We start from the raw sequence: 21,579 nt of genomic DNA on the forward strand, positions 1-21,579 counted from the left end.
TGCGAGGAACCGGCCAGGACGGCTGTGATGACAAGACGACGCTTCGACACCACCGACCCTGCCGGATCCGGTTATGCCGATGACCTGCGACACGCCATTCCGATGTCCTGAGACAGCCCATTCCGATGTCCTGAGATCGGACACTGTCAGCCCGACCGATTGGGGCCTGACCTGTTCACGCAGGTCAGGCCCCGTTCTCATGTCGGCTCCGACTCACGGATCCCGCTGGTGCAGTTTCGTCCGTGGGCCCAGTTTGGGCCCACCACATCGAGAAGGCTGTCCCGGCGTGGGTCAGCGCCTCTGAGTCGGGGTGCAGTAGGTAGCGGCCGGTCACTGCCGGTCCTGGTGCCCGGCGACGCACCAGCTCAACGAGCGCCAGCTGGGTCACCACCTGGTCCCACTTGGTCGCCTCGCGAAGCGTGGCTGTCGTCTGACGCCTCCGCGTGGGCCGGTGACCAGTCGCGACTCGGGATCGCGTCCCACGGTGAGGCGGCCAGTATGTGTCTCACCGGCGCGATGATCGGGACGCGACGAGGGCGCCCCTTGGTTGCCTTCGTCACCGGGCCGCCGCGACCCGGATAGGTCTGGCGCTTCACATCGATGAGGCCGGCCGACAGGTCGATGTCACGCATGTGCAGCCCGGACACCTCACCGGGTTTGCGCATGAGCAAGACCCCGCGGTGACCGACTCTGTCGAGCTAGCCCATCCGAGCTCGGGTCGGCTGCTACCCGGGTGAGGTCGAGGAGCGGGCAGTCGCTACGTTTGAACAGTGCAGACACCGAGCCGAGGGGCTGCGCGGGTGGTCCGCGCAGGAATCCTCGGCTCTGCTTCGCTTCTGCTCGCCGCTGGCGCGCACCTGATCGGCGGCGGCCAACTTCCCGGGCTGCCGGTCCTCGCGTTCCTCGTGTTGATGGCCGCCCCGGTCGTTCTCTTCGTCACCGCCCGGCGGTGCCGCCTACCTCGCGTGCTGACTGCGCTCGGAGTCGAGCAGGTTCTGCTGCACGCTGCGCTCTCCGTGACCGCGGGTGCGTCCACGTGCGGTGTGAGCGTGGTCACGGCTTCGGGTCACCACGCGATCGTCGTGACCGGCGGGACGTGCGGCTCGATCAGCGCGACGGGTGCGGCTCATATGCCCCCAGCGGGGTTGCCGCCCGGGTCGATGGCCCACCTGATGGGCTCGTGGCCGATGCTGGCGGCTCACCTCGTGGCGACCCTGCTCACCGCCGCGGTGCTTGCCCGGGGCGAGGCTGCCCTCTGGGCGCTGGCCGACCGGATCGTGCCGCGCTCGTTGCCGTCCGCCCGCCCTCTCGCGGTCGAAGCTCGCCCCGCTGGGCCGGGCGCTGCGGTGCTGGGGCCGGTCCTGTCCTGGTGGGCCGATGGGACGTCGCCGCGCGGGCCGCCGGCGCGCGTCGTGCCGGGCCTGGCCTGACCCCGTCGCCTCGTTGTGGCGTCGGGTCGGGTGCGGCGTCCGGTTCTGGACGCACCCACCCTTGGTGCTTCGCCGACCGTGCGGAGCCCTCCCAACGGAATACGAGGAAACCCATGACCACCCGTGCGCGCTTTGCGCTTCCCACCCCTGCCCGCCGCTCCACCCGCCGCTCAGGGCACCGCCTCGTCGCGACCCTGAGCCTGGCTGCCGCGCTCGTCGCCGGCTCCGCAGCGGCCGCCCAAGCCCACGTCCACGTCGATTCGGACAGCACCGCCTCCGGGTCCTTCAGTGAGCTGGCTTTCCGGGTCCCCAACGAGTCCGCGACCGCAAGCACCGTCAAGGTCTCGGTCGAGCTACCGACCGACAAGCCGTTCCTGTCGGTCTCCGCAAGGCCGCTGCCGGGCTGGGACGTCTCCCTGACCAAGGCACCGCTGCCGAAGCCGATGACGGTCGACGGGACCACCGTCACCAAAGCCGTGCGCACCGTGACCTGGACCGCGCGCCCCGGCACCCAGATCGGGCCCGACCAGTACCAGGAGTTCGACCTCTCGGTGGGCCCGCTGCCCGCTCCCGGGCTCGTCCTGATGCCTGCCACCCAAACGATGTCGGACGGGTCGGTCGTGCACTGGGACCAGCCGACGCCGGCCTCCGGCGTCGAGCCGGAGCATCCGGCTCCCTCCTTCACCGTGACGGCTGCGACGGTTGCGTCTGGACACGACAGCGCCGCACCCGCCTCGTCGACGGGTGCCACAGGTCAGGACAGCGCCGGCGGCGACACCCTCGCCCGCACGCTGGGGGGCATCGCCGTCGTCCTGGCGCTCGGCGCCGCGGGAATCGCGGTGGCCGGTCGTCGGCGTCAGGTGACAGGGACCCGGCCGTGACAGTCCGGCTCGCGGGCGCGACCGGGCATGTGGGGACTTGGCGCCCAGTTGCCGCCCTCACCTCCGCGCTGCTCGTCCTCCTCGGTTCGGCGGTCACCCTCGTGGTGGCCGCCGGCCCGGCCGCGGCCCACGACGTCCTCGTCTCCACCGCACCCGCGAACGGCTCCACGGTCGCGCAGACTCCGAGCAAGATCGTGCTCACCTTCACCGACCCGGCGCTGTCGATCGGGACCCAGATGGTCGTGACCGGCCCTGCCGGATCGGTGGCCATCCCCAAGCCACGCCTCGTGGACAACACCGTCGTGCAGGACCTGCCCGGATCCTCCCCGGCGGGGCGCTACACGGTCCTGTGGCGAGTGACCTCGGCCGACGGTCACCCCGTCTCGGGTCAGATCTCCTTCACCTCACGCGCGGCCAGCGCCCCCAAGGCGCCCGAGACGACAGGGACCGCACCGGTCGTTGAGCACGCGACAGCGTCGGGATCAGGACTGCCCGTCGGGGCCCTCCTGGTCGTGCTCATCGTGCTCGCCATCCTCGCCGCGACGGGCTGGGAGGTTCAGCGGCGCAGGGCACGAGGCACCAAGGGCATGTGAAACGGGGCCGGCCGCGGGATGGCCGGGGTTGGCGGCGGAAGCCCGAACTTGCCATGCCCCAAACGCGTTCGTGCCACCGGCCTGAGGCGGCCTGCGTGCGACACCTGGCAAGTATCCGGTCGAGTCTCAACTGGCGAAGAGCAGCAGCAGCCCACCGCACGTGTAGATGACCATCAGGGCGAGCATGGGTAGCTGCCCGAGCAGCGCGCCGCGCCGGTCGAAGCGCGCGACGGCTCGCTCGTGGGCGTGGACGATGCCGAGGAGGTGGCCCAGCACGATCGCGGCCGCCTGCAACGTCGCCACGAGGGTGGGGGCGATGAGGTCGGAGTTGGGCATGAGGAGCCGGGTCCCGAGGTAGTCCGCGCCGGTACCGAGGGGGTCGGACAGCAGGGTGAGCGTGTGCTGGCCGGCGTAGACGCCGAGGGACCAGTAGTGCGCGACGGCGTAGCCGGCGGCAATCGGCACCAGGGACGGCGCGAACACGGTGGCCATGCCTCGGGCGTCCGTACCTGAAAGGACCGCACCGGCCCAGCCGGCGAGCGAGACGGTGCCGATCACGAAGAGGGTCATGGCGCCCAGTCCGGCGGTCTGGGTGAGCACCGGAACCGGCGATGCCTGGGAGAAGGTGAACCAGGCCGGGTTGGCCGAGAACCCGTCGTAGGCGGTGCTGCCGAGCATGACCGCGACGGTGCCCAGCAGGCCGGTTCGGACCTGGATCTGCTCGAGACCGGCCAGAGGACTGCGCAGCACCCAGCGCCTTTCGGACCGGTGTCCGAGCATGCTGAGCGCCCCGTAGAGCCGCGACAGGACCTCGAACGGGTCGGCCCACCGGAACCAGGTCCGCCCGAACACGAACGCCCCGAGCAGGTCCAGGACGACGAAGAGCGCCACGGCCGATCCGAGCACTGCCTGTGAGGTGCGGTTCGGGGCGACGAGCTCGAGCCACGTGAACGCGAACAGCCCGAGCGCGGCGGGCCAGTAGCCCAGCCGGTAGCGCAGGATGGCGGCGTCCGGGTCCACCCGGGCCATGCGGCATACGGCCAGGTGGATCCAGCGGATCGGGTTCAACACGACCCACACCGGCCCGAACAGGAGCGACAGGGCCAGGACCCCCACCCACAGCCAGACGAACACCAGGTAGGGGGCCGGGTTGTTGGCATCGTCCACGCCGAAGGCCAACGCGGCGACCGTCACCGCGAACAACAGCAGCGACACCGCGGCGGCAACCGCCCGCACCACCCGCGAATCGAGGAACGCGGCCACGAAACGGGGCAGGAGCACGCCGTGGTGGTCCCGCACCCGAGGCTCACGCCAGAACACGACCAGGGCGACGAACGAGAGGACCAGCACGACCGCAGCCCCGACGATCAGGTACCCGAACGGAAGAGGTAGGTCCTTCCGGCTGCCCACCCCATGCGCAGGGATCAAAGCAGGTGCGCTCGTCAACAGCGAGTGAGACGAAAGAGCCAGACTCGTCACGGCGTCAGCTGACCGCGATCTGCAGCAGCGTCAGCGCCGGGTGGTGCATCTCGACCTCGTAGACGCCAGGAACGTCGCCCTTGAGCTGCAGGGTCACGGGAACGCCGGCCTTGATCTCCTTCTCGACTTCGAACCCGTGCGCATGAACCTCGTCGTCGTGGTCGCTAGTCACCACCACGTTGATCGTCTCGCCCACCTTCAAGGGGATCGTCGCCGGCGCCGGCGTGATCGTGCTGCCCTTGACGGTCACCTCGACCGTCCGGCCCGAGGCCGTCGTGCTCGGCGTGGCACCCACCGGGGCGGAGCTCGTAGCGGTCGTGGAGCCTTGCGCGGATGTTGCCGCCCCGGCCGATGGAGACGCCGTGGAGCAGGAGCCGAGCGCGAAGGCGACGGCCAAGGACGTGATGGAGGCCAAAGAGGCACTCAACGGACGGCTGATCGGCATACGTGCGCCTTTCCAGGTATGGGTTGGGCCGCGCAGACGAGCGACACCAAAAAGGTAGACGGATAATCCGGGTGAAAGTAGCGAAAACCAGACCGGCGCGCCTTCCCACCGGACCAGCTCAGACATCGACCGTTCTTGAGCGCCGCCGTAGCTCGACCACGACGACGAATATGAGTAGACCGAAGGCCACGATCACGGCGCCCATCAGGATGACCCCGACGTGGCTCCTTGCCGTGGTGGGACGCTCGAGGCTGTTGGGTAGCGCAGCGACGACGGTCAGCTTCGACACCTCGCCCGCGCCGCTGAGAGTGAAGTGAACGGTGCGCACCCCGCGCGTGTACGTCACGGCGTCGACTTCAAGGTCCCACTGTCCCTCGTCCAGCGGGATGTCTGTGACGTACTGCCCCGGGGCCCCGCTCGCCCCGAACTTGAGCTGAGTCGTCTGACCCGAAGAGCTGTCTCTGACAAGCCCAAGGACGTCTTCGTCGACGACCGGGTCGCCGTCGTCGTAGCGGACCTCAGCCTGCACCCTCACCCCGCCCGGGGCGGGGACGACGGCCACGTTGATCAGCGAGTTCTTGTTGTGGGCGGGCGCGATCGCTGGCCCTGCATAAGCGCTGACCTCGCCGACCGCACCCACCAGCGCCAGTGTCACCAGCACCACGGCGCACACCCTCGCATAAGCGATGGGAAACCACGTGGCAAGGGACATGCCCTCCGTCCGCCGGATCATTGGCAGAAGGGCAGCAGGCGGCCGCGGCGAAGATGGACGACCACGAACCCCGTCATCGTGCGAGCGGTCATAGATCGTCCTCCCCGTCGAGCAGCCAGGCGCGAACCGCCGCGCGCCTTCCTGAAACGACGGTAGGGACGAAAGGGGTGCATGGGCGCCGAATGTGGGAATGTCGCTGGTTTTGTCATCTTCCGGTCATGATCGCTACCCGGTCCGGGTTCGTCGTGGCCTTGTCCGTTGCCGGGAAGCCAGTGCCATTGACCTGCAGCTCGCCCCACCCGCAGCAGACGAGGCCTACGCCAGCTCGACCCGACCAGGCAGCAGCACTACAACCCCCATGGGCCCGTCTCCCAAGTTCATGCGCGGGGCACTCGGCGTGCTTCTTCGTCCAGCGCAGCCGAGGGTGCATGAACTGCTCGCACCGGGGGCGAACGGCGGCTGGCACATCCACGGCCGAGGCTCGGACCGCAAAACGGGCCGTCGACCGGGCCAAGAGCGCCGGCGCCCGCGCCGGGTACACCTACCTGCACTCCGCCATCGACGGATTCTCCCGGTCGGCTACACCGAGCCTCTGACCGATGAGACCGCCGCCTCCGCGGTCGCGTTCCTGTCCCGGGCGCGGGTGTTCTTCGCCGCCCACGGCATCACGAAACTCACCCGCGTCGTGACCGACAACGGTTCCTGCTACCGGTCCCACGCCTTCGGACGCGCCGTGAAAGGGCTCGGCGCGAGGCACCAGCGGATCAAGCCCTACACGCCCAAGCACAACGGGAAGGTCGAGCGGTACCAGCGGACCCTCGCCTCAGAGCTGCTGTACGCCCGCCCATGGGAGTCCGAGCAGCAGCGCAACGACGCGATCAGCACCTGGCTGATCCACTACACCTACCATCGGCCCCACACCGCCACCCGGGACCAGCCCCCAGCCTCACGCCTCGAGACCGGTGTCACCAACGTCATGAGCAACTACACCTAGTCCGGACGTCCTTCGCCGCTCAGAACGCGCAGGGACTGCACGCTCGCCAGGTCCGTGATCTCCTCGACGAGGTCGCTGACGAGCTGAGGGGTCGCCTCGAGCTGAACAATCGCGCGCACCGTCGTCTCGGCACCCTCCTGCCGTAAGGTCTTCGCGTCGAGAACGGTGGCCGTAACGCCGTGCTCAGCAGCCAACCCCAGGGCGACCGGCAGCGCCCCTTGACCTGCCGTGTACCGCATGAGCAGCGTCGTGCTCACCGGGTCTGCCTGCATCCGTCGCCCCAGCTTCCCCAGGACGGTCACCGTGAGCAGGTGGCAGCCGGTGGCCATGACAGCGAGCGCCGGCATGCCTGCGCCACAGGCCATCCCGACAGCGGCCGTCAACCATATCGAGGCCGCGGTCGTCAGCCCGGACACGCTTCCTCGGCGCACGAAGATGACCCCGGCTCCTAGAAAGCCAATGCCCGACACGATCTGCGCCGCGATCCGCGATGGGTCGACTGCTGCGCCCCGGCCTGTGACGTCCGCGAACCCGTAGGCGGACACCAGCGTGAAGACCGCCGAGCCGACGCCGACGAGCGTATGCGTTCGCAGACCTGCGCTCTTGAAGCGCCGGTGGCGCTCAAGGCCGATGATCGCCGACAGCACGAACGCCAGCCCGAGCAAGGCCGTCTCGGTCCAGGTCGTGGCGCTGACCCACCTCATACTCTCTGCGTACCCACGAGGGAGCCGCGATGAACGAGCGCCTTCTGCACTCGCAACCAACCCTGCGAGGGCCGGCCTCGCCAGCCATGCGCGCGAGAACGAGTGAAGGCGGCGGCGCTGAGCCAGTGTGACGGGCACGCACCCTAGCGCGATGTCCGGCAGGCCCCGCTTTGGGCTGGATCCCAGGCCGTGAGGGTAGTGGGCCGCTCGGAGCATGGGTTCTCGCGCCAGCGACGAATAGGCGGCAAGAGAGGGATGTGGCGACGCGCCCGGTTGCCGCGGAAGGACGCACTTGCCTGCGCCACCCTGCAGAGGTCGCGCCGTGAGTCTCGACGCGGTGCTTGCAACGCCACGGTGCCGCTTCGAAGGCGCCGCTTCGGATCGCTAGGGATTTGAGTTCTAAAGGCCCAGGGACACCGTCGGCATCGTCGCCAATGTTGCGCTGGAATCGTTCGACTGCGGCTAGGGTCGCGGTTCCGTAGGAGCCGTCAACGTACTTGCGATTAAGGAGTCCCAGGAGCGCCAAGGCGTTCTCGAAAGTCTCAACAGAGTCCGTGCTGCCTGAAATCCCTTCGCCCTGAGATCGTGAAGGATCCAGAGCGGCCGCGCGCTTGGTCTCGGCCAAGGACACCCTGGGTCGCTTGTTCACTGACTCTCCCGAGCTGGCATGGCCTCCACCCCCTGGTGGCTGCGACTCTCCCGAATCCGAACTCGGGGAACTTGCCGTTGACTGAGAGACGACTGGTCCCGGATTTGCCAGTGCCCGTGCTTGTGGTCAGCCGTACCGTGCTCCCGCGAGTGTGCAGGGCAAGACGCGCCGGTGCTCCTTCCCTCACGCACCAGGTTGGTGGAAGGCGTAGGCCGGGTGATGCGCGTTCGGTCGCGGGCCCAACTTGGGCCCAACGCTGTGCACGCCGTGCCCATATCGGCACTCAAGAAGCGGTCGCTGGCCCTCATCGCGAGCGCGCGTGATGACCTCAACCGATCTGGGGTCAAGGGGTCGCAGGTACAAATCGTGTCAGCCCGACCGTTTGGGGCCTGACCTGTTCACGCAGGTCAGGCCCCGTTTTCATGCCGGCCCGGCTCTCGGAGGCGCGGCTGCACCATGCGACGCAACGCGAGCCCTCAGCCGTGCGATCCGGTGACATCTGGCCAGGGCGTCGACCTGCTCGCCATGGGATCATCGGGCCATGGCGAGTGAGTCCAAGAGCGCGTGGAGGCCGCCCGAGATGACGACGGCCAGCGCGACCCGCGTCGAGTCCGCCGCTTCCGTGAAGTGCGGGGCGGCCTTCCTCCGAGGCCGTGTGACGCCCAACGGTCGGCCCGTTGACTCATGACGTACGTCTGGGTCGCCGTCGTCGTGGTGCTCGTGCTCGGCGTCGGGCTCATCGTCTGGGGCTCGCTGTCGGGGCCGGCACCTTCGGGGCGAGATGTGTCCGCCCGGCGAACCGTCCAGACCCAGGTCGGTGCGGTGATGGTCGGCCTCTCGCTGTGCGTGCTGGTGATCGCCTACCTCAGGGCCAACTCGTCCTAGGCCGTGACAGAGGTCGCGCGCCCGACGTGCCCTCTTGCGCATGGAGGCCGATTCCACTCGTCCATCAAGGATCCGAGGGAAGCGGGCGCTGCCGGGCCTCGAGATCCGGGATAATGCGCGCATGCACGACGATGCCGGCGACCTCTCCTCGGCCGTTGCGTTCGCCAGCCTGGCGCGCGACCTGACCGAGACCCCCGGATTTCTCCCCAAGCTGCAGCTGATCACGGCTGCCGCCACAGAGGTTGCCCCGTGCCGGTGGGCGTCGATCGCGGTCACGCCGCATCTGTCCTCGCTGCCCGCCAAACGGTCGGCCTCCACGGACCCGGCTCTCGGGGCAGTCATCGCCGCCATCGCGGGCAGCACTGGCTCGAGCCCGGGCATCGACGCCTTCCAGCGCGGGGTGACCGTCGACTGTCCAGACCTGGCACGTGAGCCGCGCTTCCCCGAGTACGCCGCCCGCATGCTCGCGGAGACCCCTGTCAGGTCCGTGCTCTCCACGGCCATCCGGATCCACGACGTCACCGCCGGCGTGCTCACCTTCTATGCCGCTGAGGCTGGCGCGTTCGACGACATGGCGCTGGAACGCGCCCTCCTGCTGACCGAGCACGCCGCGGTGGCGATCGCGGCCGAGCTCAGCGAGGACCGCGCCGACAACCTGGAGGCGGCCCTCGCGAACAGCCGAATGATCGGCACAGCTGTGGGCATCCTCACGGAGCGGTTCCGTATCCCGCCGGGCCACGCGTTCGCGAAGCTGCGGGAGGCGAGTCAGCACACGAACCGCAAGCTCCGCGACATCGCCGCCGAAGTCGTCGAGACGGGCACCCTCGCGGGCGACGCGGGGGCGGCACTCGAGGTTCCCTGACGTCGCAGCTCGGCCGGCGCCCGGTGCGACGTGGCCGGCGCCCGGTGCGACGTGGCCGGCGTCTACTCCTCTGCCCTCAGGCTGCCCCCAAGCTGCCGGCACAGAGGGCAGCCTGAGGGCAGAGGAGTAGGCGCCGCTGCGCTGGGTACGGCCCCTGAGACAGACCAGTTCCTCACCCCACGGAGACGCACCGTGTCCGACATCGCCCGCCACGCTGAACAGCTCACACGCCAGGACGACCAGGGTGGCTTTCCTGCCCAGCAGCAGGAGCCACCGGGGCTCACCCGTGAGATGCACCCGGTGCCTGACCACGGGGAGAAGAGCTACGTCGGCCACGGTCGACTTCAGGGGCTTCGCGCCCTGGTCACGGGTGGGGACTCTGGCATCGGGCGCGCGATCTCCATCGCCTACGCCAGAGAGGGCGCCGACGTCGCGATCTGCTACCAGCCGCCGGAACAGTCAGACGCCGAGGACACCGCCAGGCTCGTCGAAGAAGCCGGCCGCGCGTGCGTCCTGCTCCCCGTCGACCTCGTCGACCGGCAGGCGTGCCTGCAGGTCGTCGCGGACGCTGTGCGGGGTCTCGGCGGGCTCGACGTGCTGGTCAACAATGCCGGCTACCACTGGGACCGTGGCCCCGCTGGTCTGGAGAGCCTGCAGCCCGAGCATGTCGAGCGCGTGCTGCGCACCAACCTGCACGCCGTGATCTGGCTCTGTCAGGCGGCCCTTGCCCACCTCGGTCCCGGCTCGTCCATCATCAACACGACGTCCATCCAGGCCTACGACCCGTCGCCGACGCTGCTCGACTACGCCGCGACCAAGGCCGCAATCAACAATCTCACCGTCAATCTCGCTGCGGCACTGGGCCCTAGAGGGATTCGCGTGAACGCCGTCGCCCCGGGGCCCATCTGGACGCCTCTCCAACCGGCGACACGGGACGAGAAGAAGATCGCCTCGTTCGGGTCCGACACGCCCCTCGGCCGGGCCGGCCAGCCGGGTGAGGTCGCCCCGGCCTACGTCTTCCTCGCCTCGCCGTCCGATGCGAGCTACATCTCGGGCACGGTGCTCGGCGTCACCGGCGGGGGAGCCGTCTTCTGACGATACGGAGGGTGGCGTCGACGCAGCCGGCGATTCCGCCACAACGGTCTTCCAGCACGCGGTGCATGGCACGGCCCTTGGGTAAGCACCGTAGGACAGCGCGAACCCGAAGGAGGCTTCATGCCACGCAACAGCCCCGGCCCCTCGGTCAAGGACAAGAAGATGTACGAGTCTCTGCGCGACGAGGGAGCCAGCAAGGAGAAGGCCGCCCGGATCTCGAATGCTGCCGCGGCGAGCTCGCGGTCGAAGGTCGGGCGCAAGGGTGGCCACGCCAAGGACTACGACAACATGACGAAGGACCAGCTCATGCAGCGGGCCCGCGAGATCGGCATCAAAGGACGATCGACGATGAGCAAGTCCCAGCTCATCTCCGCCCTGCGCGATCACTGACGCCTCTGGCGTCGAGGCAAAGGCCTCGCCACCCCATCCGCCCCGAATGACGGAACGAGGACCGCACCCGAATCGCCGAACGAGAGGTTGCACGATGACTTTGACCGCCGTCGCCCTCAACTGCACGCTGAGCCCCTCGCCCGCCGAGTCGAGCACCGAGCTGCTCGCCCAGCAGGTGCTCGACTCCCTCGCCGAGCACCGCGTCACCGGAGCGATGGTCCGCGTCGTCGACCATGACGTCCGGCCCGGCGTCAAGCTCGACATGGGTGAGGGCGACGAGTGGCCCGGCATCCGTGAGCAGGTCATGGCCAGCGACATCCTCGTCCTGGCCACCCCGACGTGGCTGGGCCAACACAGCAGCGTCTGCCAGCGCGTTCTCGAGCGCCTCGACGCCGAGCTCTCCGAGAAGGACGAACAGGGCCGACCACTGACCTACGGCAAGGTCGCCGTCATCGTGGTCGTCGGCAACGAGGACGGCGCCCACCACATCAGCGCCGTCTGTTTCCAGAGCCTGAACGACGTCGGCTTCACCATCCCCGCTGGCGGGGTGACGTATTGGAACGGCGAGGCCATGCACGGCACCGACTACGTGGATCTGCCCGAGACGCCGAAGACGGTCGCAAGCACCACGAAGACCCTGGCCGCCAATGCGGCTCACCTTGCGAGGCTCCTCTCGGCCGACGCGTACCCGCCGTCGGACGACGGGTGATGCGGGAGCGTCGAGGGCCGGGCCTACCCGCCCCAGCCCAGGGCATAGAGGTCGGCGGCGGCGAGCCCTCCTGCGGCCCGGGCGAACTCGCGCAGTGCGGTGACGAGGCTGCGGCGGTCGTCCGCATCCATGCGGGCCAGGATCGGCCGGATCTGCTCTGCCCGCCCGTGCATGACCTCGTCGACGACCTCGCGACCGGCTGGTGTGAGGCGCAGGAGGAGTTGCCGGCGGTTGTCAGGGTCGTCCGTACGGTCGACGAACCCACGAGCCACCAGCCGGTCGCACAACCTACTGGCGCGGGTGAGGTGGATGCCGACCGCCTGCGCCAGCGCACCGAGCGACAGGGGCGGGCCGCTCGCCAGCACCACGAGCGCGCGCAGGTGGAGCAGGTCCGTGACGTCACTCGTGGCAGCCATCGACCTCGCGGTGATCGCGACGAGCACCCGGCAGGCGTCGAGGACGGCTTCGACCTCCGGGTCTCGGGGTCGGCGACTGTCAGCAGCCTCGCTGCGGTCCGGTTCAGGCACCACCCAAGTCTCCGCGCAACTCTTGCAATCCGCAACTGTTGCGCGTAGAAAGAATACAGGTCTTCCTGTCAGACGCCGCTGGCGGAGGGCTCGCACGTGGCGAGCCGTGGGTCGGACCGGGTCCGGAGCCTCGCTCGTCGACGACGACGAAGGAGATCGAGATGGCCCAGCAGGTTGCCGACGTGGTTCTCGCCCGACTGCGCGAATGGGACGTGCGTCAGGTCTTCGGCTTTCCGGGTGATGGGATCAACGGCCTGCTCGCCGCCTGGGGGAGGGCCGAGGACAACCCGCAGTTCGTCCAGGCCCGCCACGAGGAGATGGCCGCCTTCGAGGCGGTCGGCTACGCCAAGTTCTCGGGTCGGGTCGGGGTCTGTGCTGCCACGAGCGGGCCCGGCGCGATCCACCTGCTCAACGGGCTGTACGACGCCAAGCTCGACCACGTTCCGGTCGTGGCGATCGTCGGACAGACGGCACGCAGCGCGATGGGCGGGTCGTACCAGCAGGAGGTCGACCTGATGACCCTCTTCAAGGACGTCTGCTCCGACTACGTGCAGATGTGCACCGTGCCCGAGCAGCTGCCCAACCTCATCGACCGCGCGATCCGGATCGCCCAGGCCCGCAGTGCCCCGACGTGCATCATCTTCCCCTCCGACGTGCTCGAGCTCGACTACACCCCGCCCGGCCATGCGTTCAAGATGGTGCCCTCGAGCGTCGGCACCGCACGCGCCACCGCGTGTCCCGACGACCAGGCCGTGCGCCGCGCCGCCGACCTGCTCAACGCCGGCGGGAAGGTCGCCATGCTCGTCGGCCAAGGCGCGCGCGGCTGCGAGGCCGAGCTGACCGAGGTGGCCGACCTGCTCGGGGCGGGTGCGGCCAAGGCGCTTCTCGGCAAGGACGTGCTGCCTGACACGCTGCCGTGGGTCACCGGGTCCATCGGCCTGCTCGGCACCACCGCGTCGTGGGACCTGATGATGGGCTGCGACACGCTGCTGACCGTCGGCTCCAACTTCCCCTACACACAGTTCATGCCACCGCTCGACCAGGCCCGGGCCGTACAGATCGACCGCTCCGAGGCCTGGATCGGGATGCGCTATCCCTACGAGCTCAACCTCGTCGGCGACGCCAGGGCCACCCTCCAGGCTCTCATCCCGCTGCTGCACAGCAAGGAGGACCGCTCCTGGCGCGAGGAGATCGAGGGGAGTGTCGCCGACTGGTGGCAGACGGTCGACCAGTGGGCGATGAACGACGCCGAGCCGGTCAACCCGATGCGGATCTTCTCCGAGCTCTCCAGTCGTCTGCCCGGAGACGCCATGCTCGCCGCCGACTCCGGCAGCGCCGCCAACTGGTACGCCCGCAACCTGCGCTTCCACAGTGACATCCGCGGCTCGCTCTCCGGGACGCTCGCCACGATGGGCCCCGGCGTGCCCTACGTCATCGGCGCCAAGTGGGCCCACCCGGACCGCCCGGCGATCGCCCTCGTCGGCGACGGCGCCATGCAGATGAACGGCATGGCCGAGCTGATCACGGTCGCGCACTACTGGCAGCAGTGGACCGACCCGCGGCTCGTCGTGGCCGTGCTCCACAACAACGACCTGAACCAGGTGACGTGGGAGATGCGCGCCATGGAGGGATCGCCGAAGTTCGCCGAGTCTCAGACGCTCCCCGACGTCGACTACGCCGCCTTCGCCCGGAGCCTCGGGCTCGTCGGGGTCAACATCGACGACCCCGACCAGCTCGGCCCGGCCTGGGACGCCGCCCTGTCCGCCCAGCGGCCCACGGTGCTCGACGTGCGCTGCGACCCCGACGTGCCGCCGATCCCGCCGCACGCCACGATGGAGCAGGCCAAGGCGACCGCGGCTGCGGTCCTCCACGGCGACGAGGACCGGTGGGGCTTCATCAAGCAGGGCGTCAAGATGAAGGCGCAGCAGGTGGTCCCCGGCCTCAAGGGCGGTGAGTGACCATGGCTCGAGGTGCCCAAGCCGCCACCTGGCTCGACCGGGCCCTCGTCGACGTCCGGACCGGACGGTTCGAGCGCGCCCTCGCCGGCCTGACCGCCGCCGGAGCCGGCATCACGACGGCCGAGATCTACCTTGCCCACGACGGCGCCAGCTTCGGCAACAAGCTCATGTGGTGGCCTGTCGCGATCCTGCCCGCGGCCGTCCCGGCTGGCGTCGCCGGCGTCTTCTCCAAGCGTGCCGCCCACACCGTGCTCCCGGCCGCCTCCGCCCTCATCATCGCCAACGGCCTGCAGGGGACGTGGCTGCACTGGCGCGGCGTCTCCCAGCGCCCCGGCGGCGTCACGCGCTACAACCTCGAGGCCGGCCCCCCGCTCTTCGCGCCGCTGCTGGCCACCCTCGTGGGGGGCATGGGCCTGCTGGCCGCGGTCCTGCGACGGGAGGATGACCCGCCAGCGCGTCCGCGTCATTGGGTCCGAGCCCGGCTGACGAGGGCCTGATGCCGTACCAGTCACCGAGCCGTCGCGCCGTCACCCCGCAGGGCCGCGGCCGCTTCCCCGGCTTCGACGTGCTCGACTCGGTCGACGCCTGGGACGACGTGACGGCCGGCGTCGTCCTCGGCCGCCTCGCGCACCCCTCCGACCTCGCCTTCTTCACCCCGCACGAGGTGTCGGTCGCGGCGCCGCTGCTCGACCTGCTCCTCGCGCAGGACGGCGAGCCGCGGGTGCCGGTGCTCGAGCTGCTCGACGCCCGCCTCGCGGTGGGTGAGACCGACGGCTGGCACTACGACGAGCTGCCCGAGGACGGCGACGCGTGGCGCCACACGCTGTCCTGGCTCGACGAAGACGCGGGGGAGCACTTCGACGGTGCCCGCTTCGCCGAGCTCGACGCGAGCCGGCAGGCCGCACTGGTTCAGGACGTCCAAGAGCTCTCCTCGACCGGCAAACCGTGGCACGGAGTGTCCGCCGAGCACGTGTGGAGCCTGTGGACGCGATATGCGTGCACGGCCTTCTACTCCCACCCCTGGGCCTGGAACGAGATCGGCTTCCCTGGCCCGGCCTACCCGCGCGGCTACGTCGACCTGGGGGTGGGCGCCCGCGACCACTGGGAGGTCGCCGATGCGGTCGACCGGCGGCCCACCCCCTTCGCCGAACGCGTCGAGGCGGCTCGCCGTGAGCACGCCGCCCTGCTCGAGCGCCACGGCCGAGAGGAGGGTATGCGTTGAGCCGGCTCCAGAGTCCCCGAAGCGAGCGCGAGCTGCGCGCCCGCAACGACTCCGCCTGGCTGCTGCCGACCGACGGCACGCGGACGAACCACCGCCTGCGCAACGACATGCGCCGCTTCGACGACACCGACGAGGTGGACCTCGTCGTCGTCGGTGCCGGGGCGGGCGGCAGCGTCCTGACCCAGCGCCTCGCCCGCGCGGGCTGGCGCGTGGTGTGCCTCGACGCCGGCCCGTTCTGGGACCCCGACGCCGACTGGGTCTCGGACGAGCGCGGCTCGCACACCCTCTACTGGACCGACCCGCGCCAGATCGGTGGCAGTGACCCCGTGCCGATGGGCTCGAACAACTCGGGTCGCGGCGTCGGCGGCTCGATGGTGCACTACGCCGGCTACACCCCGCGCTTCCACCCCAGCGACTTCTCCGTGCTGACCGACGACGGGGTGGGCGCGGACTGGCCGATCGCCTACTCCGACCTGCGCCCCTTCTACGAGCAGATCGAGCAGGAGCTGCCCGTCGCCGGGCAGGAGTGGCCGTGGGGCGACCCGCACTCCTACCCACACTCAGCCCACCGGGTGGGCGGCAACGGGGAGATCTTCCAGCGTGGCGCGCTCGCCGCCGGCATCGAGACGCGTGTCGGGCCGGTCGCCATCGCCAACGGCCGCTTCGGCCACCGGCTGCACTGCATCTACCGCGGCTTCTGCCTGCAGGGCTGCAAGGTCAACGCCAAGGCCAGCCCACTCATCACGCACGTCCCGGACGCCCTCGCCCACGGCGCGGAGATCCGGCCCGACAGCATGGTCACGAGGGTCGCAGTCGACGACGACTCGGGCCGGGCGACCGGTGTCACCTACCTGCGACGGGGGCGCGAGCACTTCCAGCGGGCCGGGGCGGTCGCCGTCGCCGGCTACTCCATCGAGACCCCGCGCCTGCTCCTGCTGTCGGCCACCGAGCGGTATGCCGCGGGGCTGGGCAACGACACCGACCAGCTCGGGCGCTACCTCATGGTCCAGGGGGCCCCGCAGGTCTCAGGCCGGTTCGAGGAAGAGGTCCGCGCCTACAAGGCCCCGCCGCCGGAGGTCTCCTCGGAGCAGTTCTACGAGACCGACCCGACCAAGCCCTACCGTCGCGGCTGGTCCATCCAGAACGTCAGCCCACTGCCCATCACGTGGGCCGAACACGTTGTCGCGCAAGGCCACTGGGGTGCTCCGCTGCGCGAGTACCTCCGCGACTTCGTGCACTGGGCCACCATCGGGGCGCTGTGCGAGTTCCTCCCACAGCCCGACAACCGGGTCACCCTGGCCGACGAGAAGGACCGGCACGGCCTGCCGATCGCGCACTTCTCCTACTCCCAGTGCGACAACGACCACATGCTGACCCAGGCCGCGACAGAGTCGATGGAGACGATCCTCACGGCGGCCGGCGCCAGCGAGGTCATGACGATCGACCGCTACGCCCACCTCGTCGGAGGTGCCCGGATGGCAGCCCGGGCCGAGGACGGCGTCGTCGACGCCGACCACCGCGTCTTCGGGATCCCCAACCTCTACGTCGTCGACGGCAGCGTGCTGCCGACCCAGGGGTCGGCCAACCCGGCCCTGACGATCATGGCGCTGGCCGCCCGGGCAGCGGATCGCCTTGCGGCGCAAGCGCGGCAGGGTCTGACCGAGCAGCAGGCGGTGCGGCCGTGACTGCGAGAGCCAGGGACGCGGCATACGCCCGCGACGACAGCGCCATCACCGGAGTCGAGGCGGCGGTCTACCGCTTCCCGACGCCCGAGCCCGAAGCCGACGGCACGCTCAAGTGGCACGCGACGACGGCCGTCACCGTCACACTCGAGGCGGGCGGCTGCACCGGCCTCGGCTGGACCTACTCGAGCCGCGCGGCGGCCGCGGTGGTCGAGGACGAGCTGGTTCCGCACGTGCTCGGCCGCAGCGCCCTCGACGTGACCGACGGCTGGTCGGCGATGCGCCGCGCCGTCCGCAACCTCGGCAGCAGCGGCCTGGCCATGCAGGCCATCAGTGCCGTCGACGTGGCGTGGTGGGACCTCAAGGCCCGGCTGCTGGGCGTGCCGCTCGGCGACCTGCTCGGCCGGTGCCGCGAGCAGGTGCCCGTCTACGGCTCGGGTGGTTTCACGACGCTCGACGACACCCAGCTCGCCGAACAGGTCGAGGCCTGGACCGAGGCTGGCTGCACGGCGATGAAGATCAAGATCGGCGAGAGCTGGGGTGCCGACCCCGAGCGCGACCTCCAGCGCGCCCGGCAGCTGCGCCGGCTCGCTCCCGAGGGCACGCAGCTCATGGTCGACGCCAACGGCGGCTACACCGTCGGCGAGGCCATCCGGGTCGGCGACCGTCTCGACGACCTGGGCGTCGGGTGGTTCGAGGAGCCGGTCTCCAGCGACGACACCGCGGGCCTTGCCGCCGTCCGTGAGGCGCTCACCTGCGACGTCGCGGCGGGGGAGTACGCCGCGACCCCCGACGACGTCACGGCGCTGCTGCCCGTTGTCGACTGCCTCCAGCTCGACGCCACCCGGTGCGGTGGCTACACCGGCTGGCTCCGGGGCGCGACCCTGGCCGAGGCGGCCCACCTGCAGGTCTCGGCGCACTGCGTCCCATCGCTGCACGCGGTCGTCGCGGCCGCGGTGCCCAACCTGCGGCACGTCGAGTGGTTCGTCGACCACGCGCGGCTCGAGCCACAGCTGCTCGACGGGATACCGGAGGTGGGCGACGGAGCCCTGCGCCCGCGGCACGACGGGACGGGTCACGGCATGACGGTGGGCGGGGGTGCACAGCAGTGGCGGGTCGCGTGAAGCTCCCGGCGGGTCTGCCGCTGCACGTCCTGCGGGAGTATGCCGTCCTCGCCGACGGCGAGCGTGCGGCCCTCGTCGGCCCGCGCGGCGAGATCGCCTGGCTGTGCGCGCCACGGTGGCACGACGACCCCGTCTTCGGCTCGCTCATCGGCGGCCCCGGGACGTATGCCGTCACCCCGCTCGAGGAGCGCTACGTCTGGGGCGGCTACTACGAGGAAGGCACGCTCGTCTGGCGGGGCCGGTGGACTGCCCAGGACTGCGTCATGGAGTGCCGTCAGGCCCTGGCGTTCCCCGGCGACAAGGGCCACGTCGTGCTGCTCCACCGCCTCGAGGCACAGCGGGGCGACGCCCGGTTCGCCGCGGTGCTCTCGCTCGGCGCCGGGTTCGGCACCGAGCCGATGGTCGACGTGCACCGCTCGGGCGGCGTGTGGACCGCCCGCGCCGGCCGGCACGTCATGCGCTGGACCGGCGCGCGGGACGCGCACTGGGTCGGGTCGGACAACCGCCTCGAGCTCGTCGTCGAGCTCGGCGAGGGCCAGAGCCACGACCTCGTCCTCGAGGTCGGCCGCGACCGCCTACCCGAGCGTCCACCGGAGCCGGACGCGACGTGGTCGGCGACCATGAGCTCGTGGGCCGACGCGGTGCCGAGCTTCGAGCAGACCATCGCGCCCACCGACGCCCGGCAGTCGTATGCCGTCCTGCGCGGCCTCACGAGCGCCACCGGGGGGATGGTGGCGGCCGCCACGATGTCGCTGCCCGAGCACGGTGGCCGTAGCCGCAACTACGACTACCGCTACGCCTGGATCCGCGACCAGTGCTATGCCGGCCAGGCGGTCGCGGCGTGCGGCCCCCACCCGCTGCTCGGCTCCGCGGTCACGTTCGTGTCCGGCGCGCTGCTCGCGCACGGCAACGACCTGCGCCCGGCCTACACCGTCGACGGCGGCCTCGTCCCGGACGAGCGGCAGCTGGACCTGCCCGGCTACCCCGGCGGCAAGGACGTCGTCGGCAACTGGGTCAACGAGCAGTTCCAGCTCGACACCCTCGGGGAGTCGCTCCTGCTCTTCGCCGCCGCCGAGCGCCACGGGATGCTCGACCTCGACGGGTGGCGGGCCGTGGAGACGTGCATCGACGTCATGCGGAAGCGCTGGAAGAAGCCGGACGCCGGCATCTGGGAGCTGGACGACCGCCGCTGGGCGCACTCGCGGCTCATCTGCGCTGCGGGCCTGCGTGCGATCGCCGCGGTCGCGCCGACCGCGCAGGCGGCGGAGTGGGCCGGCTTCGCCGACACCATCGTCGCCGACGCCACCTCCGACTGCCTCCACCCGAGCGGGCGCTGGCAGCAGAGCCCGCAGGACGAGCGGGTCGACGCCTCCCTGCTGCTCGCGGCCGTACGCGGTGCGGTGCCGCCCGAGGACCCGCGCAGCATCGCGACCCTCGCAGCGGTCCGGAACGAGCTCTCCGACGAGGGCTACCTCTACCGCTTCCGCCACGACGAGCGCCCCCTCGCGGAGGCGGAGGGTGTCTTCCTGCTCTGCGGTTTCCACATGGCGCTCGCCACCCACCAGCAGGGGGGTCCCGCGGAGGCGCTGCGGTGGTTCGAGCGCGGCCGGGCGGCGTGCACGACGCCGGGCCTGTTCACCGAGGAGTTCGACGTCCGCCAGCGCCAGCTGCGCGGCAACCTCCCGCAGGCCTTCGTCCACGCCGGGATGCTCGAGGCGAGCGCCCGACTGGCCGACGGACCCGGCACCCACCTGCACACCTGACCCAGCCCGCGCCACCGGCGCCCCACCAAGGTCCGACCGACGTCCCACCGACCCTGTCCGGCACGACGAGAGGAAGCCCATGAACGACGCACGCAACCATCGCCACCAGGTCGTCGCAGTGACCGGTGCCAGCGGCGGCATCGGCCGTGCCACGGCGGTCGCCTTCGGTGCGCGCGGTGCCAAGGTGGCGCTGCTGGCCCGCGGCTCCGCGGGGCTGGAGGCGGCCGCCGACGAGGTGCGGGCGGCCGGCGGCCACCCGCTGGTCGTCGAGGTCGACGTGGCGGACGCCGATGCCGTGACCGCCGCCGTCGACACCGTCGAGCGTGAGCTCGGACCGGTCGACGTCTGGGTCAACGTGGCCTTCACCTCGGTCTTCGCACCGTTCGACGAGATCGACCCCGAGGAGTACCGGCGGGTCACAGAGGTCTCCTACCTCGGCTACGTCTACGCGACGATGGCGATCCTGCCGCGGATGAAGAGGCGCGGCCACGGCACGATCGTGCAGGTCGGCTCCGCGCTGGCCTACCGCGGCATCCCCCTGCAGACCGCCTACTGCGGCGCCAAGCACGCCATCCAGGGCTTCCACGAAGCGCTGCGGTGCGAGCTGCTCCACGAGAAGAGCCCCGTGCACGTGACGATGGTGCAGATGCCTGCCGTCAACACCCCACAGTTCCAGTGGGTGCGCTCGCGGCTGCCGAAGAAGCCGCAGCCCGTTCCGCCGATCTACGAGCCGCACGTCGCCGCAGGCGCGGTCGTGCATGCCGCAGCCCACCCGGAGCGCCGCGAGTACTGGGTCGGGGGCAGCACCGTCGGCACCCTCGCGGCCAACGCGATCGCTCCCGGTCTCCTCGACCGCTACCTGGCCCGCACCGGCTTCTCCTCGCAGCAGACAGACCAGCCGAGCAACCCGGAACGCCCCGACAACCTCGATAGCCCCGCCGACGAGCACCACGACTACGGCACGCGCGGCCCCTTCGACGCCCGGTCGATCGACCGCTCGCCGCAGCTCTGGGCTTCGCAGCACCACGGCCTGCTCGGTGCGGTCGGGGGGATCGCCGTGGCCGCACTGACCGCGGCCGTGACGACGCGGCGCTCGCGGTGAGGGGAGCGAACGCTGCCGGCGTCGCGCTCGAGGTCGGCAGGGCGGCCTACGGGATCAGTGGCCTGGTCGCCCCGGCGCGGCTGGCGAGTAGGGAGTTCGGAGGCGTGCCGGGCCGCGCCACGGTGGGCGTCGCCCGGGTGCTCGGGGTCCGTCAGCTGGCGCAGGCCGTGGCCGTGGTCGTCGCGGGTGTGCCGGCCGCGCACCGCGCGGGCGCCGTGGTCGACGGACTCCATGCGGTGAGCATGGTGCTATGGGCTGCGGCGACCCGCCGCGACCGCCGCTACTACGTCACGAGCGCCGCGCTGGCCACCTCGCTCGCCGTGCTCGAGTCGCAGGTCGGCCGCCGCCGTCACAGGGTCGGGTGAGCCGGTGC

The 21,579-nt window shown here is 70.7% G+C and carries 22 protein-coding genes and 1 pseudogene; 17 read left to right on the forward strand and 6 right to left on the reverse strand.

Features of this window, described 5'->3' with window-relative positions; translation table 11 throughout:
• Positions 1-770 precede the first annotated feature (770 nt).
• From AB4030_RS20435 to AB4030_RS20445, 3 genes are all read left to right on the forward strand, one after another.
• Positions 771-1,430, forward strand: coding sequence for a hypothetical protein (locus AB4030_RS20435; protein ID WP_442281035.1), 660 nt, complete (start codon positions 771-773; stop codon positions 1,428-1,430).
• A gap of 113 nt (positions 1,431-1,543) precedes the next feature.
• Positions 1,544-2,311: a YcnI family copper-binding membrane protein gene (locus AB4030_RS20440; RefSeq protein ID WP_442281036.1), complete on the forward strand. Its 768-nt coding sequence runs from the start codon at positions 1,544-1,546 to the stop codon at positions 2,309-2,311.
• Positions 2,308-2,904, forward strand: a complete 597-nt coding sequence (locus AB4030_RS20445; protein WP_442281037.1) for a copper resistance CopC family protein — start codon at positions 2,308-2,310, stop codon at positions 2,902-2,904. The genes AB4030_RS20440 and AB4030_RS20445 overlap by 4 nt, the downstream gene beginning before the upstream one ends.
• A 126-nt stretch (positions 2,905-3,030) precedes the next feature.
• Here the strand turns inward: AB4030_RS20445 and AB4030_RS20450 are convergent, their stop codons facing one another.
• From AB4030_RS20450 to AB4030_RS20460, 3 genes are all read right to left on the reverse strand, one after another.
• Complete coding sequence (locus tag AB4030_RS20450) at positions 3,031-4,254, reverse strand: hypothetical protein (RefSeq protein WP_442281038.1); 1,224 nt, start codon at positions 4,252-4,254, stop codon at positions 3,031-3,033.
• Between the two features lie 133 nt (positions 4,255-4,387).
• Positions 4,388-4,954 carry a cupredoxin domain-containing protein gene (locus AB4030_RS20455; protein WP_442281039.1) on the reverse strand — a complete coding sequence of 189 codons (567 nt, stop codon included), beginning with the start codon at positions 4,952-4,954 and terminating at the stop codon, positions 4,388-4,390.
• The gene (locus AB4030_RS20460) at positions 4,947-5,492 is read right to left on the reverse strand and encodes a hypothetical protein (RefSeq protein WP_442281040.1); all 546 of its coding nucleotides are present in this window, start codon (positions 5,490-5,492) and stop codon (positions 4,947-4,949) included. Before AB4030_RS20460 ends, AB4030_RS20455 begins: the two co-directional genes overlap by 8 nt.
• A 502-nt stretch (positions 5,493-5,994) precedes the next feature.
• On the opposite strand from AB4030_RS20460, the pseudogene AB4030_RS20465 reads away from it, so the two are divergent.
• Positions 5,995-6,534, forward strand: a pseudogene (locus AB4030_RS20465) (integrase core domain-containing protein); the annotation flags it as partial.
• Here the strand turns inward: AB4030_RS20465 and AB4030_RS20470 are convergent.
• The gene (locus tag AB4030_RS20470; RefSeq protein WP_442281041.1) at positions 6,531-7,199 is read right to left on the reverse strand and encodes an MgtC/SapB family protein; all 669 of its coding nucleotides are present in this window, start codon (positions 7,197-7,199) and stop codon (positions 6,531-6,533) included. The pseudogene AB4030_RS20465 and the gene AB4030_RS20470 sit on opposite strands and share 4 nt — an antisense overlap.
• A complete protein-coding gene (locus tag AB4030_RS20475) occupies positions 7,156-7,887 on the reverse strand; it encodes a peptidoglycan-binding domain-containing protein (protein ID WP_442281042.1) in 732 nt (243 codons plus the stop codon). Before AB4030_RS20475 ends, AB4030_RS20470 begins: the two co-directional genes overlap by 44 nt.
• 684 nt (positions 7,888-8,571) lie before the next feature.
• Between AB4030_RS20475 and AB4030_RS20480 the strand changes: the two genes are divergently transcribed.
• From AB4030_RS20480 to AB4030_RS20500, 5 genes are all read left to right on the forward strand, one after another.
• On the forward strand, positions 8,572-8,772 hold the full coding sequence (locus AB4030_RS20480; RefSeq protein ID WP_442281043.1) for a hypothetical protein: 201 nt from the start codon (positions 8,572-8,574) through the stop codon (positions 8,770-8,772).
• Positions 8,773-8,812: 40 nt separating this feature from the next.
• Entirely contained in the window at positions 8,813-9,634 is an 822-nt protein-coding gene (locus AB4030_RS20485) for an ANTAR domain-containing protein (RefSeq protein ID WP_442281075.1), read from the forward strand.
• Between the two features lie 192 nt (positions 9,635-9,826).
• Positions 9,827-10,729, forward strand: a complete 903-nt coding sequence (locus AB4030_RS20490; protein WP_442281044.1) for an SDR family oxidoreductase — start codon at positions 9,827-9,829, stop codon at positions 10,727-10,729.
• Positions 10,730-10,849: 120 nt separating this feature from the next.
• The gene (locus AB4030_RS20495; RefSeq protein WP_442281045.1) at positions 10,850-11,119 is read left to right on the forward strand and encodes a DUF7218 family protein; all 270 of its coding nucleotides are present in this window, start codon (positions 10,850-10,852) and stop codon (positions 11,117-11,119) included.
• Between the two features lie 94 nt (positions 11,120-11,213).
• Positions 11,214-11,828 carry a flavodoxin family protein gene (locus AB4030_RS20500; RefSeq protein WP_442281046.1) on the forward strand — a complete coding sequence of 205 codons (615 nt, stop codon included), beginning with the start codon at positions 11,214-11,216 and terminating at the stop codon, positions 11,826-11,828.
• Positions 11,829-11,851: 23 nt separating this feature from the next.
• Here the strand turns inward: AB4030_RS20500 and AB4030_RS20505 are convergent, their stop codons facing one another.
• On the reverse strand, positions 11,852-12,355 hold the full coding sequence (locus tag AB4030_RS20505; RefSeq protein ID WP_442281047.1) for a MarR family winged helix-turn-helix transcriptional regulator: 504 nt from the start codon (positions 12,353-12,355) through the stop codon (positions 11,852-11,854).
• A 161-nt stretch (positions 12,356-12,516) separates the two neighbouring features.
• On the opposite strand from AB4030_RS20505, the gene AB4030_RS20510 reads away from it, so the two are divergent.
• The 8 genes from AB4030_RS20510 (at position 12,517) to AB4030_RS20545 (ending at position 21,571) form a co-directional block, all read left to right on the forward strand.
• The gene (locus AB4030_RS20510) at positions 12,517-14,313 is read left to right on the forward strand and encodes a thiamine pyrophosphate-requiring protein (protein WP_442281048.1); all 1,797 of its coding nucleotides are present in this window, start codon (positions 12,517-12,519) and stop codon (positions 14,311-14,313) included.
• A gap of 2 nt (positions 14,314-14,315) precedes the next feature.
• The gene (locus tag AB4030_RS20515; protein WP_442281076.1) at positions 14,316-14,810 is read left to right on the forward strand and encodes a hypothetical protein; all 495 of its coding nucleotides are present in this window, start codon (positions 14,316-14,318) and stop codon (positions 14,808-14,810) included.
• Positions 14,810-15,535: a gluconate 2-dehydrogenase subunit 3 family protein gene (locus AB4030_RS20520; RefSeq protein ID WP_442281049.1), complete on the forward strand. Its 726-nt coding sequence runs from the start codon at positions 14,810-14,812 to the stop codon at positions 15,533-15,535. Before AB4030_RS20515 ends, AB4030_RS20520 begins: the two co-directional genes overlap by 1 nt.
• Complete coding sequence (locus AB4030_RS20525) at positions 15,532-17,220, forward strand: GMC family oxidoreductase (RefSeq protein ID WP_442281050.1); 1,689 nt, start codon at positions 15,532-15,534, stop codon at positions 17,218-17,220. Before AB4030_RS20520 ends, AB4030_RS20525 begins: the two co-directional genes overlap by 4 nt.
• Positions 17,217-18,341, forward strand: a complete 1,125-nt coding sequence (locus AB4030_RS20530) for an enolase C-terminal domain-like protein (RefSeq protein WP_442281051.1) — start codon at positions 17,217-17,219, stop codon at positions 18,339-18,341. Before AB4030_RS20525 ends, AB4030_RS20530 begins: the two co-directional genes overlap by 4 nt.
• The gene (locus tag AB4030_RS20535) at positions 18,338-20,104 is read left to right on the forward strand and encodes a glycoside hydrolase family 15 protein (protein WP_442281052.1); all 1,767 of its coding nucleotides are present in this window, start codon (positions 18,338-18,340) and stop codon (positions 20,102-20,104) included. The genes AB4030_RS20530 and AB4030_RS20535 overlap by 4 nt, the downstream gene beginning before the upstream one ends.
• 79 nt (positions 20,105-20,183) lie before the next feature.
• Complete coding sequence (locus tag AB4030_RS20540; protein ID WP_442281053.1) at positions 20,184-21,206, forward strand: SDR family oxidoreductase; 1,023 nt, start codon at positions 20,184-20,186, stop codon at positions 21,204-21,206.
• Positions 21,203-21,571, forward strand: a complete 369-nt coding sequence (locus AB4030_RS20545) for a hypothetical protein (RefSeq protein WP_442281054.1) — start codon at positions 21,203-21,205, stop codon at positions 21,569-21,571. The genes AB4030_RS20540 and AB4030_RS20545 overlap by 4 nt, the downstream gene beginning before the upstream one ends.
• The last annotated feature ends 8 nt before the right edge of the window (positions 21,572-21,579 follow it).

This window comes from Terrabacter sp. 2YAF2 (assembly GCF_052114705.1).
In the GTDB taxonomy this organism is placed as follows: Bacteria; Actinomycetota; Actinomycetes; order Actinomycetales; family Dermatophilaceae; genus Terrabacter.

Excerpts from the sequence above, each read along its gene's own strand:
- AB4030_RS20440 (WP_442281036.1), top strand. The coding sequence starts at position 1,544 with ATGACCACCCGTGCGCGCTTTGCGCTTCCCACCCCTGCCCGCCGCTCC.
- AB4030_RS20455 (WP_442281039.1), bottom strand. The coding sequence starts at position 4,954 with ATGTCTGAGCTGGTCCGGTGGGAAGGCGCGCCGGTCTGGTTTTCGCTA.
- AB4030_RS20480 (WP_442281043.1), top strand. The coding sequence starts at position 8,572 with ATGACGTACGTCTGGGTCGCCGTCGTCGTGGTGCTCGTGCTCGGCGTC.
- AB4030_RS20485 (WP_442281075.1), top strand. The coding sequence starts at position 8,813 with ATGGAGGCCGATTCCACTCGTCCATCAAGGATCCGAGGGAAGCGGGCG.
- AB4030_RS20495 (WP_442281045.1), top strand. The coding sequence starts at position 10,850 with ATGCCACGCAACAGCCCCGGCCCCTCGGTCAAGGACAAGAAGATGTAC.
- AB4030_RS20500 (WP_442281046.1), top strand. The coding sequence starts at position 11,214 with ATGACTTTGACCGCCGTCGCCCTCAACTGCACGCTGAGCCCCTCGCCC.
- AB4030_RS20510 (WP_442281048.1), top strand. The coding sequence starts at position 12,517 with ATGGCCCAGCAGGTTGCCGACGTGGTTCTCGCCCGACTGCGCGAATGG.
- AB4030_RS20515 (WP_442281076.1), top strand. The coding sequence starts at position 14,316 with ATGGCTCGAGGTGCCCAAGCCGCCACCTGGCTCGACCGGGCCCTCGTC.
- AB4030_RS20520 (WP_442281049.1), top strand. The coding sequence starts at position 14,810 with ATGCCGTACCAGTCACCGAGCCGTCGCGCCGTCACCCCGCAGGGCCGC.
- AB4030_RS20540 (WP_442281053.1), top strand. The coding sequence starts at position 20,184 with ATGAACGACGCACGCAACCATCGCCACCAGGTCGTCGCAGTGACCGGT.